Consider the following 12,864-nt stretch of genomic DNA (forward strand, 5'->3'; position numbering starts at 1 on the left):
GTCTCTGCCCGATGCGGCATAGGGAAGAGAGGCTCCGCCGTTATCCGGCTGTATCCGCCATCAAGCCGGGCAGGGCGATTCCCGGCAAGTGCAAACTTTACCAGATTTCCCATAGGTCTTTCAGAACAGGGCGGGAAAACAACGCGCGCCCCCCGAGGATCTGCAGCCGGGCTTTCGCCTGCTTCCCCGGATTGATAGTCTCGGCCCTATGTCAGAACCTCGATTCATCCACCTGCGCACCCATACCGAGCATTCTCTGCTGGAGGGGGCGATCCCGGTCAAGAAGCTGGTCAAGCTGGCCGCCGGTGCCGAAATGCCGGCGATTGCCGTCACTGACAGCAATAACATGTTCTGTGCGCTGGAATTTTCCAGCCATTGCAAGGATGCGGGCCTCCAGCCCATCATCGGCTGCCAGATCGCGCTGGCCTATGATCCGGCCGCGCCTGGCGAAAAGCCGCGTCCTCCTGCCAGCCTGGTGCTGCTGGCGCAGAATGAGACCGGCTATGAGAACCTGATGAAGCTGAATTCCTGCCTTTATATCGGCAAGGATGGCGGCCAGTTCACCCAGGTGACGCCTGAGGATCTGCAGGCTTACAGCGCCGGTCTGATCTGCCTTTCAGGCGGGCCGGATGGCCCGCTGGGGCGGCTTTTGCAGGGCGGGCAGGCGCCAAAGGCGCGGGTTTTGTGTGAAACCCTCGCCGCGATCTATCCCGACCGGCTTTATATTGAGCTGCAGCGCCATCCGGGCGAGGGCGGCAAACTGCCCCCCGCCGAGGCCGGCTCGGAGCGCGGGCTGATTGATCTGGCCTATGATCTGGCGCTGCCGCTGGTGGCGACCAATGACGTCTATTTCCCGAAAACCGATATGTTTGAGGCGCATGATGCGCTGATCTGCATCGGTGAGGGCGCCTATGTCGACCAGATCGAGCCGCGCCGCCGGCTGACACCGCAGCATTATCTGAAGTCCGAGGCCGAGATGTGCGCGCTCTTTGCCGATCTGCCGGAGGCGCTGGAAAACTCGGTCGAGATCGCGCGGCGCTGTGCCTTCATGGCCTATAAACGCGCGCCGATCCTGCCGAAATTCGCCGATGACGAGGTGGAGGAACTGCGCCGTCAGGCCTGGGATGGTCTGGAAAAGCGCCTGAGCGTGATCACCCTTGCCGCGCCGCGCGAGGAATATGAGGAACGGCTGCGCTTTGAGCTGGGGATCATCGAGAAGATGGGCTTCCCTGGCTATTTCCTGATCGTGGCCGATTTCATCAAATGGGGCAAAGACAATGGCATCGCCGTTGGCCCGGGCCGGGGCTCGGGCGCGGGCTCGCTGGTCGCCTATGTGCTGACCATCACCGACCTTGATCCTTTGCGCTATGCTTTGCTGTTTGAGCGTTTCCTTAACCCCGAACGGGTGTCGATGCCCGACTTTGATATCGACTTCTGCATGGACCGCCGCGAAGAGGTGATCCGCTATGTGCAGGGCAAATATGGCCGCGATAAAGTGGCGCAGATCATCACTTTCGGCGCTTTGCTGTCGAAAATGGCGGTGCGCGACGTGGGCCGGGTCTTGCAGATGTCTTACGGCCAGGTCGACCGCCTTGCCAAGATGATCCCGGTTGAGGGGGTCAAGCCGGTCTCGATCACCAAGGCTCTGGCCGATGAGCCGCGGCTGCGCGAGGCGGCGAAGGAAGAGGTGGTCGGCCGGCTGCTGACCTATGCCGAGCAGGTCGAAGGGCTGTATCGCTCGGCTGGCACCCATGCTGCCGGCGTGGTGATCGGTGACCGCCCGCTCGATCAGCTGGTGCCGCTTTACCAGGATCCGCGCTCGGATATGCCCGCCACCCAGTTCAATATGAAATGGGTTGAAGCGGCGGGGCTGGTGAAATTCGACTTCCTCGGCCTGAAAACCCTGACAGTGATCGAGGATGCGATCCGCCAGATCCGCGCCACCGGCCGGCCTTTGCATATCGATGCCCATGGCAAAGAGCTTTATCAGCCAAAGCCCGGGGCCGAGAATGATATTGGTCATATCCCGCTCGATGATGCCGCGACCTATGAGCTTTATTCGGCGGCCCGTACCGTCGCTGTCTTCCAGGTGGAAAGCTCAGGCATGATGGATGCGCTCAGGCGCATGAAACCCACCTGTATCGAGGATGTGGTGGCGCTGGTGGCACTCTACCGCCCCGGCCCGATGGAGAATATCCCGACCTATTGCGAGGTGAAACACGGGGTTAAACCGCTCGAGAGCATTCACCCGACCATCGATCATATCCTGAAAGAGACCCAGGGCATCATCGTCTATCAGGAACAGGTGATGCAGATCGCCCAGGTCATGGCGGGCTACTCGCTCGGCGGCGCCGACCTCTTGCGCCGCGCTATGGGTAAAAAGATCGCCGAGGAAATGGCGAAAGAACGGCCCAAATTCATTGAGGGCTGCACGAAAACCCATGGAATCGACGCGAAGAAATCCGGCGAGGTCTTTGACCTGCTGGAGAAATTCGCCAATTACGGTTTCAACAAATCCCATGCTGCCGCCTATGCCGTGGTCAGCTATCAGACCGGCTGGCTGAAGGCGAACCATCCCGTTGAATTCATGTCCGGGGTGATGAACTGCGATATCCATCTGACCGATAAGCTGGCGGTCTATAAGCGCGAGCTGGACCGGATGGGGGTGGCGGTGGTGCCGCCCTGTATCAACCGCTCTCAGGCGATTTTCTCGGTGAAAGACCAGCAGCTGGTCTATGGCCTTGGCGCGCTGAAAAACGTTGGCGTCGAGGCGATGCGCCAGATCATCGCCGCGCGTGAGGCCGATGGTCAGGATAAACCCTTCGCCACGCTGTTTGATTTCGCCCGCCGGGTGAACCTGAAACAGATCGGCAAGCGGCCGCTGGAAATGCTGGCCCGGGCCGGGGCCTTTGATCTTCTGGAGCCGAACCGGGCGCGGGTGTTTGAGGCGCTCGACAGCCTTGTCGCCTATAGCACTGCGGTGATCGAGGCGCGCGAATCCGCCCAGGTCTCGCTCTTTGGCTCGATGGGCTCGGACATCCCCGAGCCGCGTCTGCCCTTCCGCGATGACTGGCTCTCGGTGGAGCGGCTGGGACATGAGCATCAGGCGATCGGCTTCTATCTCTCGGGTCATCCGCTCGATGATTACATGTCTGATCTCAAACGCAAAAAAGTGAAAACGCTGGCCGAGATCACCCAGGAGGCGGTGAGCCGTGGCCATACGATTGTTGCCAAAATCGCCGGTTCGGTCTCGGCCCGGCAGGAACGCAAATCGGCCAGGGGCAATCGCTTCGCCTTTGTCTCGCTCTCGGATCCGACCGGGCTCTATGAGGTGACCTGCTTCTCGGAAGTGCTGGAAGCCGCGCGCCATCTGCTCGAGCCGGGCACCAATGTGGTGATCTCGGTCAAGGTCGATCCCGATGGCGAGGGGGTGAAGCTTCTCGCCAATTCGGTCGAGCTGGCCGATGGCCTCGCCTCACGCGCCGAGGCCCAGGATCTGAAAATCCATCTCAACCAGGCCGAGGCGGTGACTTCGGTGGCACTGCTTCTGGGCAAGGCCGAGGGGCGTTCAAAGGCCAGGATCACGCTTTGCGTCGCCGATGAGGAGGGGCGCGAGATTGACCTCTTGCTGCCGCAGCCCTTCCCGGTGACGCCGCAGATCCGCTCGGCGCTGAAAAGCTTGAACGGGGTGGTGATGGTTGAGGAAATGGCCTGAAGCACGCCTCCGGGCCTTTGCGGCCCGGGGCCTCCGGCGGGGATATTTCAGGACAGATGAAAAGCCGGGCGCCGCCCCCCGCTTTTCATCTGTCTGAAAATATCATGGGGGCCGGGGGACTGGCCCCCCGTCTTATCGCTTTTACCAGTGCGGCGGCGGGGCATTGGCCGCCGGGGCCTCGCCCGCCATCATCTCGCGCTCGGCCTCGCGCTCCATCAGCATTTGCAACCGGCGTGTGAGCGTGGTGATCTCGCGGTCCTGGCGTGCCACCACATCCGAGAGATCCTCTACCGCCCGGATCAGATGGGCGATTTTCTCTTCAATTGCGTCACTCATTGCCATTCTCTCTGTGCCTTCTGGTCTCGCCGACTTGTCGCTCTCGGCCTCGTGCTTTAGAGGATGCAGCAACCGCCGCCAGGCTGCAATGACCGGGAAAACCCATGTCCGAAGGTAAGATCCGCCGCCCCAAAGCCGAAACGCCGAAAGGCTTTCGCGATTATTTCGGCACCGAAGTCACCGAGCGCAAAGCCATGCTCGATGCCATCGGCGCGGTTTATCATCGTTACGGCTTTGAGGCGCTCGAGACTTCGGGCGTTGAAACCGTTGAGGCGCTTGGGAAATTCCTGCCCGATGTTGATCGTCCGAATGAGGGTGTTTTCGCCTGGAAAGACGAAGACGACAGCTGGATGGCGCTTCGCTATGACCTGACCGCGCCTCTGGCGCGGGTGGCGGCACAATATCGCAATGACCTGCCCAGCCCCTATCGCCGCTATGCGATGGGGCCGGTCTGGCGCAATGAAAAGCCGGGTCCGGGCCGGTTCCGCCAGTTCTATCAATGCGATGCCGATACCGTCGGCTCGGGTTCGGTCGCCGCTGATGCCGAGATCTGCGCCATGCTGTCCGATGCGCTGGAGACCGTCGGCATTCCGCGCGGCGATTACGTGGTGAAGGTGAATAACCGCAAGGTGCTGAACGGGGTGATGGAAGTCGCGGGCGTGCTCGACCCCAAAGATCCGGCGAAATTTGAGGCCGAGCGCGGCATCGTTCTGCGCGCCATCGATAAGATCGACCGTCTGGGCGACGGCGGCGTGCGCGCGCTGCTCGGCGAGGGCCGCAAGGACGAGTCGGGCGATTTCACCAAAGGCGCGGGCCTGAATGCCGAGCAGGCTGAGGTGGTGATGGGCTTTGTCTCGGCAAAGCGCGACACCGGGGCTGAGACCGTGGCGCGGCTGCGCGAGCTGGTGGGGACTTCGGCCATTGGCGAGGAGGGGGTGAGCGAGCTGGAGCAGATCGCCTCGCTCCTCGAGGCCCAGGGCTATGGCCCGGACCGGATCGTCATTGATCCCGGCGTGGTGCGCGGCCTCGGCTATTATACCGGCCCGGTCTATGAGGCCGAGCTGACCTTTGAAATCCTTGACGAAAAAGGCCGCAAGCGCCAGTTCGGCTCGGTGGCGGGCGGCGGGCGCTATGACGATCTGGTCAAGCGTTTCACCGGCCAGGCCGTGCCCGCAACCGGGGTTTCCATTGGCGTTGACCGTCTGCTGGCCGCGCTTCGCGCCAAGGGCCGCGCCGCGGCCGAGGCGGCGGGTCCGGTGGTGGTCACGGTGATGGACCGCGACCGGATGGCTGATTACATGGCGATGGTGGGCGAGCTGCGTCAGGCCGGGATCCGGGCTGAGGTCTATCTCGGCAATCCGAAAAACTTCGGCAACCAGCTGAAATATGCCGATAAACGCGCCTCGCCGGTGGCGGTGATCCAGGGCTCGGATGAGGCGGCGCGCGGGGTCGTGGTGCTGAAGGACCTGGTGCTCGGTGCGAAAATCGCCCAGAGCGCCACGCTCGAGGAATGGAAAGACCGCCCGGCCCAGCTTGAGGTTGCCCGCGCTGATCTGGTCGCCGCCGTGCAGAAGATGCTGGCACAATGAGCCTGAGCGCCAGCACCCGCGCCCGGGTCCGGGGCGAGGCCGAGGCGTTGTTCCAGGCGCTTCTGGCCACCGGGGCCGTGGCGGTCGAGACCGATATCCTGCAGCCCGCAGGCACTTTGCTCGATCTTTATGGCGAGGATATCCGCGCCCGCGCCTATGTCACCTCGGATCCGGTCACGGGCGAGATGATGCTGCGGCCGGATTTCACCGTGCCGGTGGTTCAGGCGCATATGCGCGAAGGCGCCGAACCGGCCCGCTATGCCTATATGGGCGAGGTGTTCCGCCGCCAGGAGGCCCCCGATGCAAGGGCCCGCGAATATCTGCAGGTGGGTTTCGAGGTCTTTGACCGCGACGCACCCGAGGCTGATGCCGAAGTATTTGCGCTGTTCTCGGGCCTGCTTGCCGATCTGAACCTGCGCCCCGCGACCGGAGATATCGGTATTCTGATGGCGGCGGTGCGCGGCCTTTCGACCTCTGAGCGCCGCAAGGCGGCGCTGTTGCGCCATATCTGGCGGCCAAAGCGGTTCCGGGCTTTGCTCGACCGTTTTGCCGGACGTGCGCCCGCTTCCGAGGCGCGCAGCCAGCTCTTGGCTCGTCTGGCCTCAGACGCGCCCGAAGCGCTGATTGAGGCGGCGGGTCCGCTGGTCGGGCTGCGCTCGCCCGAGGATATTGCCGAGCGCGCCCGCGCGCTGATCGGGGATGCGGGCCAGCCGCCGATTGCCGCGCCCGAGGCGGCGCTGCTTTATGATCTCTTGTCGCTTCAGGCCCCCTCGCGGGCGGCGCTGGCGCATCTGCGTGGCATCGCGCCCCTGTTGCCAGCGATTGAACCGGCGATTGAGCGTTTTGCCGCCCGGCTTGAGGCCTTGCAAAAGCGCGGCATCGATACCGCCAGCCTGCCGTTTGAGGCCAGCCATGGCCGCACTACGCTGGAATATTACGACGGCTTCGTCTTCACGCTGCATGCCAGCGACGCCAGCCTGCCCAGCATCGCCAGCGGCGGGCGCTATGATGCGCTGACCGAGCGGCTGGGGCAGGGGCGCTCGATCCCGGCCACGGGCGGCATCATCCGCCCCGAACTGGTGGCCCGGCTGAAAGGGGCAATCTGATGCTGAAAATCGGAGTGCCCTCAAAGGGCCGGCTGATGGAAAAGACCTTTGACTGGTTCGGCGCGCGCAATGTCTCTATGGCCCGCACCGGCAATGAGCGCGAATATTCCGGCGCGGTCGAGGGGGTGGCAGGGGTTGAGCTGGTTCTGCTTTCGGCCGGAGAGATTCCGCGTGAGCTTGAGGCCGGGCGCATTCACCTTGGCGTCACCGGCTCGGATCTGGTGCGCGACAAGCTGGCGAACTGGCAGGCCAAAGCCATCGAATGGCAGCAGCTTGGCTTTGGCCATGCCGATCTGATCATCGCCGTGCCCCAGGCCTGGATTGATGTCGATACGCTTGACGATCTGGATGCCGCGGCCAGCGCCTTCCGGGCGCAGCATGGCTTCCGGATGCGCATTGCCACCAAATATCACCGTCTGGTGCGCGATTTCCTGACCGCGAATGGTGTTGCGGATTATGCGATTGTCGACAGCCAGGGCGCGACCGAGGGCACGGTGAAAAACCTCACCGCCGAGGCGATTGCCGATATCACCTCAACCGGTGAGACTTTGCGGGCCAATCATCTGAAAATCCTCGGCGAGGGGCTGATCCATCAGAGCCAGGCCACCCTGTTCCTTGCCCCCGGGGCGGACTGGGCGGCGGCTGAGCGCAAAACACTTGCCGCGCTTGCGGTGAAGCTGGGGCTTGCTGCCCCGGCTTTCTGAAGATCATCTGGCGGGTCCGGCTTTTGGGGGCGTTGATCGCCCCCACCCTCACTCCACGACCCTCCAGGGCTCAGAATAGCGATATTCCTCAAGGTTCGGCCCCGGCCCGATCCGGTCGACCACCGCGAACAGCCCGGGCGGTGAAAGCGGCGTCAGCACGCCATGCCAGGTGCCACGATGCAGATTGACCGCCTCGGCGCCGCTGGTGCGGAAGGCGCGCGGGCGTTCCCCGGGAGCATCGGCCACGATCACCAGAAAAGGCAGGCCGTAAAGCGGGATAAAGGCCTGCGAGCCCTCGGGATGGCGCTCAATCAGGTCAAAAAGGTAGGGTAGCTGGCGCGGCTCGGCCGAGAAGATCGAAATTCCGGCCCGGCCCGCAGGGTCAAACTCCAGCCGCGCCCGGTCATGATGGCGCCGGCACAGCCCGTCATTGATCAGCCTGTAATCGCCATTGGCATCGAGCAGATCGCCATAGGGGGCAAAAGCCGCCTCGCTGATCGGTTCAATTCTGATGTCGCGCAATTTCGCCTCTCCGCCCGCTGCCCGTCAGGGCCAGCCTCGCACAGAGCTGCGCCACAGCATAGTCACTGAATAGCCGGCGTTTCATGGAGGTCTTGTTTGAGAATTTTGAGGCCATGAGGCATGAGGAGTACAGGTGCTTTCAGCCACGACTTCAGCCGCGAAGCGGTCGCACAGGTATCGACATGCTGCCTGCAGAGGTTTCAGCGGGCTTATGGCAGCTCTGGATCCATAATAGGACAGGGATCAGGTTGATCAGCTGCCGCGAAGTACGATCGCGGGATCAATTCTGGCGGCGGTAATGGCAGGAGCCAGTCCTCCCAATATGCCAACGGCCAGGAAAATGACCGCCAGTTGCAGAAGATCGGCAGGTGAAACAACCGCATGAACCGTAGGGGCCAGCAATGCGGCCTTCTGCATAATTGTGATGAGCGAATAACCGAGATATCTGCCGCCGCATATACCCGTCAGCAAACCAGCAAGAACCACTATTGCGATCTCGGTTTGAATATGACCGATGATCTGCCATTGCGTTGCCCCTATTGCGCGGCGAATGGCTATTTCCCGGCGCTGCTCAGAGACCGAGAACATGAAGGTTGTGGCAATGGCGAAAGCGCAAAGAGCCAGTGCGATGCCGCCGATTGAGGCGGATACGAAATTGTAAATTGCCAGTACATCAGCCGCACGCCCGGCGTGATGCCTGCTCGACCAGATTTCTATCGGCTCGTCTTCCAGCCAGTCTGCCAGATATGCACGCAGATCAGACTCGCTCAAAGGGCTCAGGGCAGCATGTAAATAACTGCTCCAGATGATCGTTTCCTCTGCCATGATCCTGTCGCGGGCAACAAGGCGCAAAACAGCCCGGTCAAGGGTCCAGAAGGGGGGACGGATCTCGCCATCAAAGACCCCGGCAAGTCTGCAACGCGTTGTGCCAAAATGCAGCCAGCCGGGCATCTGGCCCTGCAGCTGATCTGCAAGACTGCGTCCAATCAGGCAGCTTCCGGGCTCTGCTGGGCCATCGGGGCTGAGGCCAAGCCGGTATGCAAAAGGGAAATGCGGATCGGTTGTCATGATTTCTACCATGCCTGCATCCGGCAGTTCAGCAACCAAAGAGAACTGCCGCGAATATGGCGAGACCGAGATTTCCTCTCCGGCAAAGGCGGCAGTGAGACCTTCCTCCATCCATTGGCCGATGTGGTCCGCATCCGCATGACCCCGGCTGACCTTCTGTGCAAAGAGCATGGGGAAGGTCATGATTGCCTCATGATAGAGGCTCGCGCGAATGCGCAGCTCAAAGCCTTCGGTCGCAGCAGCAGTGATGATGCGATTGGCCAGAGTGACTGCGAAACAGGCTGAGACAAGGCAAAAGATCAATATCCTGCGCAGCATTACCCGATGGAGGGGGCCCCTTGCCTTCATGCCCAGGTCTCGCGCAGCCGGCCGTCCCGCAGCAGCATCACGCGGTCGAACTGACGAGCGTGGCGGTGGTTATGTGTCACCATGACAAGGCTGTGCGGGCTGTCCTCGCCACGGCCAAGGATCATCTCCAGAACCGCAGTTCCGGTATGGGGATCGAGGCTGCCGGTCGGCTCATCCGCCAGGATCAGGCGGGGCTTATGGATGGTTGCACGCGCAAAGGCCACACGTTGCTTTTCTCCGCCCGAAAGCGCGCTGGCCGGCACAGCCGCAAGATGCGTAAGATTAAGGGCTGCCAGTCGTTCTGACGCCCGCTGGCTGGCCGTTTCAGACCGGATACCGTCCAGCCGCAGGGGCAGTGCGATATTGGCAAGCGCGGTCAGCCCTTCGATCAGGGCATAATCCTGAAAAATGAATCCCAGGTCCCGGCGACGCAGGCGGGCCCGTACCCGATCTGCGGCACCCGCCGGATCAATGCCGAAAAGCTGGACCTGCCCGGCATCGGGGCGCCGAAAGCCGCTGATCACCTCAAGCAGCGTGGTCTTACCCGAGCCACTTTCACCAAGAATGCAAACACGCTCTTTCGGCGCGACCCTGAGGTCGGCATGGTCCAGCACCAGGCGGAGCTGCTGGATAGCATGGCGCACCACAACCTGTTCAAGCAGCAGAGGCAATGGTGAGCTATTCATGGGCCACACCCTTTTTCGCAGCTGTGCTAGTCTGTGGTCCGGCTGAGATGCACAAAAGGGCCAGCCCTGCTTTAAGATGCTCCTGCTTCAGCTGGATACGGCGCTTTTCCAGATCAAAGAGCTTTGAGGAAACATCCGCAGCGCATCCGCTATCTGCGGTGGCGGGAGGGATTAATGCGGCCCGCGCCAGATCTGCCTCGGCAAGGGCAAGCGTCATCCCGGCATGGGCCAGCATGAAGGCTGCTTTGCTTTCACGAGCCGCAATCAGCGCATTGGCCACCGCAATTCTTGCCCTTTGCACCTGCCGGTCGCCTCTGCCCTGATCAATGAGCGGCGTTATCAGATTAATCAGAAGTTCCAGCCGGGCCGGGCTGTCCGGCCCTAACTGACCGGGCACAATGCCGGACAGCGTGATCCATCGGTCAATGCGGGCGGCGTTCAGGCCCTCGCCGGCAATCTGGTGCAAAATGGCATTTCTGGTCTCCAGCGCCGATCCGGCATAGCATTGCGCGGCACTCCGGGAGTGCAATGGATCTGGGTGCAGGTCGGAAATTCGCAGATCCCGGCGGAAAGGCGCGCCACCTGTGCTATGCGCAAGACTGGCGAGACGCGCCTCATACATCCTCTGCTGTGCTGAATGGGCGGATTTGCGACGCTGCAGCACGGCCTCCCGGGCAGAAACCTCTTCCCTGGTTACGGTTCCGAGCGACAGCTCGCTTCGCATCTCATTCATGCGGCAGCTCTCTGCGCCAAGGCTCAGACTTGCCTCTTCAAGGGCGAGGCCAATGCTGAGGCTATCCTCCAGTTGATCAAGCAGCTGCTTTTCAGCGCTTTGTCTGGCAAGCGCGCTTTCCTGTGCAGTCAGGATCGCGAATGTCTCGGGAGTTTTCAGGAACAGAACATACATTGCCCGGATAAAATCCCATTCAATAATAAAGGCATGATTGCGCCCTCTGACGGAAAATCCGCCGCTTTCATTCCATTGGGCTGTGCCCTGAGCAATAATGCTGAGGCGAGGCAATGCTCCGCGACGCAGCTGATCCAGATCCAGCAAAAGCTCTGCCTCGCGCAGGCGGGCCTGGTGAAAGGCTATGCCGTACCGGCGGGCATGATCGCCAAAAGGCAGGGCTTTTGCGGTTCTGTCCTGCGCCAGATCAATGCTGACCTGATCAATCAGTCCTTCCGCGCGGTCATAGTCCGGCGCCGCGCAAGCGGCACAAAAGGCAATTACAGGCCATAGGAAACGCGAATGCAGCTTCATGGCGCAGCCTCAGCGAATGCTTCAAACAGGCAGCTGGCCGATTGCGGCTCGGCTTCTGGTGTTGTCGGGTCGAAGCTGATCTCAACCTCGTGCGTGCTCCCATCCGGCAGGGGGCTGCGAAGGGCCGAAATACGCGTGACCTGCCCGGTCAGATGGCTCGCCTCCAGAGAGAGGCGGGCGATGACACGCCTGTTTGTGAAAAGTGACAGATCGCGAACATTTATCGCAATTTTTGCACGGAACATGCCTGGGTGAGCGAGGCTGATCACATGTTCGCCGCGCCGTACCGCGACCAGGGCACCTGTCGTCAGCGCAGGGGCAATAAAACTGATTACGCCAGCGGTTTCGCTGCGCAGCTGAAGCGCGTCAATCTGCTCCTGAACTGCTTTCCTTTCTCGGGCGAGGAATGCATGTTCCAGCTGTAATTCGGTCAGTTTGAGAGAAAATTCTGCTTCCAGCAGCGCGAGGGCAGGTGCGATCTGCGCGGCAAGGTCCTCAGCTTCGGCCAGCTGATCTCTGGCCATCTGCAAAGACAGACTGTCCAGCCTGCCTTCCGCATGACGGGTGGCGGCAAGGGCCGCTGCCTCGCCTGCGCGCGCGAGCTTTCGCGAAACAGATCGGTGCTCAGTTTTATGGCGTGCCAGAGCGGCCTCCTGGCTGGCCTCGGTGAGGCGGAGCCGATCCGAAAGGCCAAGGGCGCGCAGATCCAGCATGTCCAGCTGCGAGCGCTCATCCTCGGCGCGGTAGGTCAGAAGAACGGTTTTCTGTCCGACCCGGTCAGAAACCGTCAGACCGGTCGAGGCAAAACCATCGCGAAGGGCGATCAGCGGCCGTTCTTCGGCCCAGTCAAGAAAGCATGTCCGGTATGTCGTGGAACCAGTCCCTGCCCCTGTGGGAGCAGGGGCAGGCGACAGCGCAGCGGTTTGGACCGGGGGCCCGGTCTGGAGCGGACTTCTGCCAGATCCTGCTGCGATGGCGCCTGCCAGCGCCATCGCAGCAATTCCGGCTACCTTAAGAAAACGCAGCATCACAGGTTGCGTCAGGGGGCGCAGCCGATCTGCTGCACCATGCTGCGCGCCAGCCCCGCCGTACGGGCGTGGTTGTCGTAAAGCTGTTCAAGCGTGGATGCTGCAGTGCCCGCGCGGGCATTTTCAACATAGACCTGGTAATAGGATTCTGAGGCCTGGCATGTTGTTTGCGTCTGCACATTCTGGCAGTTCGACGGGCAGGTATAGGCACGCGGCCGGACTGTAACACTTCCGCCACCAGTGCCACCGGAACCACCAGTGCCGCTGCTGTAATCATCAGAACTGCCAGTGTCATAGCAGCCCGCAAGCAAAAGAATTGTAGCGAGGGTCAGGCTGAACTTTATATTTTTCAAGGTGTTACTCCTGATTTGTTCAGCCGGGCAGAGGAGGGGGGTCTCCTGATCTGCCCGGCCAGAACCGTTTGATCAGCGAAGAGCTAACACTCAGGGCCAGCGGCGGGCTGCACCCATATGGGTGAAGAGCCGGTCTGATGGCAAAGAA

Annotated in this window: 12 protein-coding genes; 5 read left to right on the forward strand and 7 right to left on the reverse strand. The window is 61.7% G+C overall.

Annotated elements, in window-relative coordinates; all coding sequences use genetic code 11:
• Positions 1 to 208: 208 nt before the first annotated feature.
• The gene (dnaE, locus tag H0485_RS08010; protein ID WP_226934849.1) at positions 209 to 3,715 is read left to right on the forward strand and encodes a DNA polymerase III subunit alpha; all 3,507 of its coding nucleotides are present in this window, start codon (positions 209 to 211) and stop codon (positions 3,713 to 3,715) included.
• A 141-nt stretch (positions 3,716 to 3,856) separates the two neighbouring features.
• Here the strand turns inward: dnaE and H0485_RS08015 are convergent, their stop codons facing one another.
• The gene (locus tag H0485_RS08015) at positions 3,857 to 4,051 is read right to left on the reverse strand and encodes a SlyX family protein (protein WP_226934850.1); all 195 of its coding nucleotides are present in this window, start codon (positions 4,049 to 4,051) and stop codon (positions 3,857 to 3,859) included.
• Positions 4,052 to 4,155: 104 nt separating this feature from the next.
• Between H0485_RS08015 and hisS the strand changes: the two genes are divergently transcribed.
• Genes hisS through hisG form a run of 3 tightly spaced genes read left to right on the forward strand, consistent with a single transcriptional unit; the run spans position 4,156 to position 7,450 of the window.
• Positions 4,156 to 5,640, forward strand: coding sequence for a histidine--tRNA ligase (hisS, locus tag H0485_RS08020; protein ID WP_226934851.1), 1,485 nt, complete (start codon positions 4,156 to 4,158; stop codon positions 5,638 to 5,640).
• The gene (locus H0485_RS08025; protein WP_226934852.1) at positions 5,637 to 6,746 is read left to right on the forward strand and encodes an ATP phosphoribosyltransferase regulatory subunit; all 1,110 of its coding nucleotides are present in this window, start codon (positions 5,637 to 5,639) and stop codon (positions 6,744 to 6,746) included. The genes hisS and H0485_RS08025 overlap by 4 nt, the downstream gene beginning before the upstream one ends.
• A complete protein-coding gene (hisG, locus tag H0485_RS08030; protein ID WP_226934999.1) occupies positions 6,743 to 7,450 on the forward strand; it encodes an ATP phosphoribosyltransferase in 708 nt (235 codons plus the stop codon). Before H0485_RS08025 ends, hisG begins: the two co-directional genes overlap by 4 nt.
• A 48-nt stretch (positions 7,451 to 7,498) precedes the next feature.
• Here hisG and H0485_RS08035 read toward each other — a convergent pair whose 3' ends face one another.
• The 4 genes from H0485_RS08035 to H0485_RS08050 form a co-directional block, all read right to left on the reverse strand.
• Complete coding sequence (locus tag H0485_RS08035) at positions 7,499 to 7,972, reverse strand: ureidoglycolate lyase (RefSeq protein WP_226934853.1); 474 nt, start codon at positions 7,970 to 7,972, stop codon at positions 7,499 to 7,501.
• Positions 7,973 to 8,224: 252 nt separating this feature from the next.
• On the reverse strand, positions 8,225 to 9,358 hold the full coding sequence (locus H0485_RS08040) for an ABC transporter permease (protein WP_226934854.1): 1,134 nt from the start codon (positions 9,356 to 9,358) through the stop codon (positions 8,225 to 8,227).
• 26 nt (positions 9,359 to 9,384) lie between these two features.
• Entirely contained in the window at positions 9,385 to 10,074 is a 690-nt protein-coding gene (locus H0485_RS08045; RefSeq protein WP_226934855.1) for an ABC transporter ATP-binding protein, read from the reverse strand.
• On the reverse strand, positions 10,067 to 10,981 hold the full coding sequence (locus tag H0485_RS08050; RefSeq protein ID WP_226934856.1) for a hypothetical protein: 915 nt from the start codon (positions 10,979 to 10,981) through the stop codon (positions 10,067 to 10,069). Before H0485_RS08050 ends, H0485_RS08045 begins: the two co-directional genes overlap by 8 nt.
• A 33-nt stretch (positions 10,982 to 11,014) precedes the next feature.
• Here H0485_RS08050 and H0485_RS08055 point away from each other — a divergent pair, with 33 nt between their 5' ends.
• The gene (locus H0485_RS08055) at positions 11,015 to 11,314 is read left to right on the forward strand and encodes a hypothetical protein (RefSeq protein WP_226934857.1); all 300 of its coding nucleotides are present in this window, start codon (positions 11,015 to 11,017) and stop codon (positions 11,312 to 11,314) included.
• 17 nt (positions 11,315 to 11,331) lie between these two features.
• Here the strand turns inward: H0485_RS08055 and H0485_RS08060 are convergent, their stop codons facing one another.
• Both H0485_RS08060 and H0485_RS08065 read right to left on the reverse strand, forming a co-directional pair.
• The gene (locus H0485_RS08060; protein WP_494338138.1) at positions 11,332 to 11,865 is read right to left on the reverse strand and encodes a hypothetical protein; all 534 of its coding nucleotides are present in this window, start codon (positions 11,863 to 11,865) and stop codon (positions 11,332 to 11,334) included.
• Positions 11,866 to 12,374: 509 nt separating this feature from the next.
• Complete coding sequence (locus H0485_RS08065) at positions 12,375 to 12,716, reverse strand: hypothetical protein (protein ID WP_226934858.1); 342 nt, start codon at positions 12,714 to 12,716, stop codon at positions 12,375 to 12,377.
• Between the last annotated feature and the right edge of the window lie 148 nt (positions 12,717 to 12,864).

The sequence above is a fragment of the Pseudogemmobacter faecipullorum genome (assembly GCF_020539525.1).
Taxonomy (GTDB): domain Bacteria; phylum Pseudomonadota; class Alphaproteobacteria; order Rhodobacterales; family Rhodobacteraceae; genus Pseudogemmobacter; species Pseudogemmobacter faecipullorum.

What these genes read in the sequence shown, in the direction of transcription:
- dnaE (WP_226934849.1), top strand. Translation starts at nt 209, where the DNA reads ATGTCAGAACCTCGATTCATCCACCTGCGCACCCATACCGAGCATTCT.
- H0485_RS08015 (WP_226934850.1), bottom strand. Translation starts at nt 4,051, where the DNA reads ATGAGTGACGCAATTGAAGAGAAAATCGCCCATCTGATCCGGGCGGTA.
- hisS (WP_226934851.1), top strand. Translation starts at nt 4,156, where the DNA reads ATGTCCGAAGGTAAGATCCGCCGCCCCAAAGCCGAAACGCCGAAAGGC.
- H0485_RS08025 (WP_226934852.1), top strand. Translation starts at nt 5,637, where the DNA reads ATGAGCCTGAGCGCCAGCACCCGCGCCCGGGTCCGGGGCGAGGCCGAG.
- H0485_RS08040 (WP_226934854.1), bottom strand. Translation starts at nt 9,358, where the DNA reads ATGCTGCGCAGGATATTGATCTTTTGCCTTGTCTCAGCCTGTTTCGCA.
- H0485_RS08045 (WP_226934855.1), bottom strand. Translation starts at nt 10,074, where the DNA reads ATGAATAGCTCACCATTGCCTCTGCTGCTTGAACAGGTTGTGGTGCGC.
- H0485_RS08050 (WP_226934856.1), bottom strand. Translation starts at nt 10,981, where the DNA reads ATGTATGTTCTGTTCCTGAAAACTCCCGAGACATTCGCGATCCTGACT.
- H0485_RS08055 (WP_226934857.1), top strand. Translation starts at nt 11,015, where the DNA reads ATGATTGCGCCCTCTGACGGAAAATCCGCCGCTTTCATTCCATTGGGC.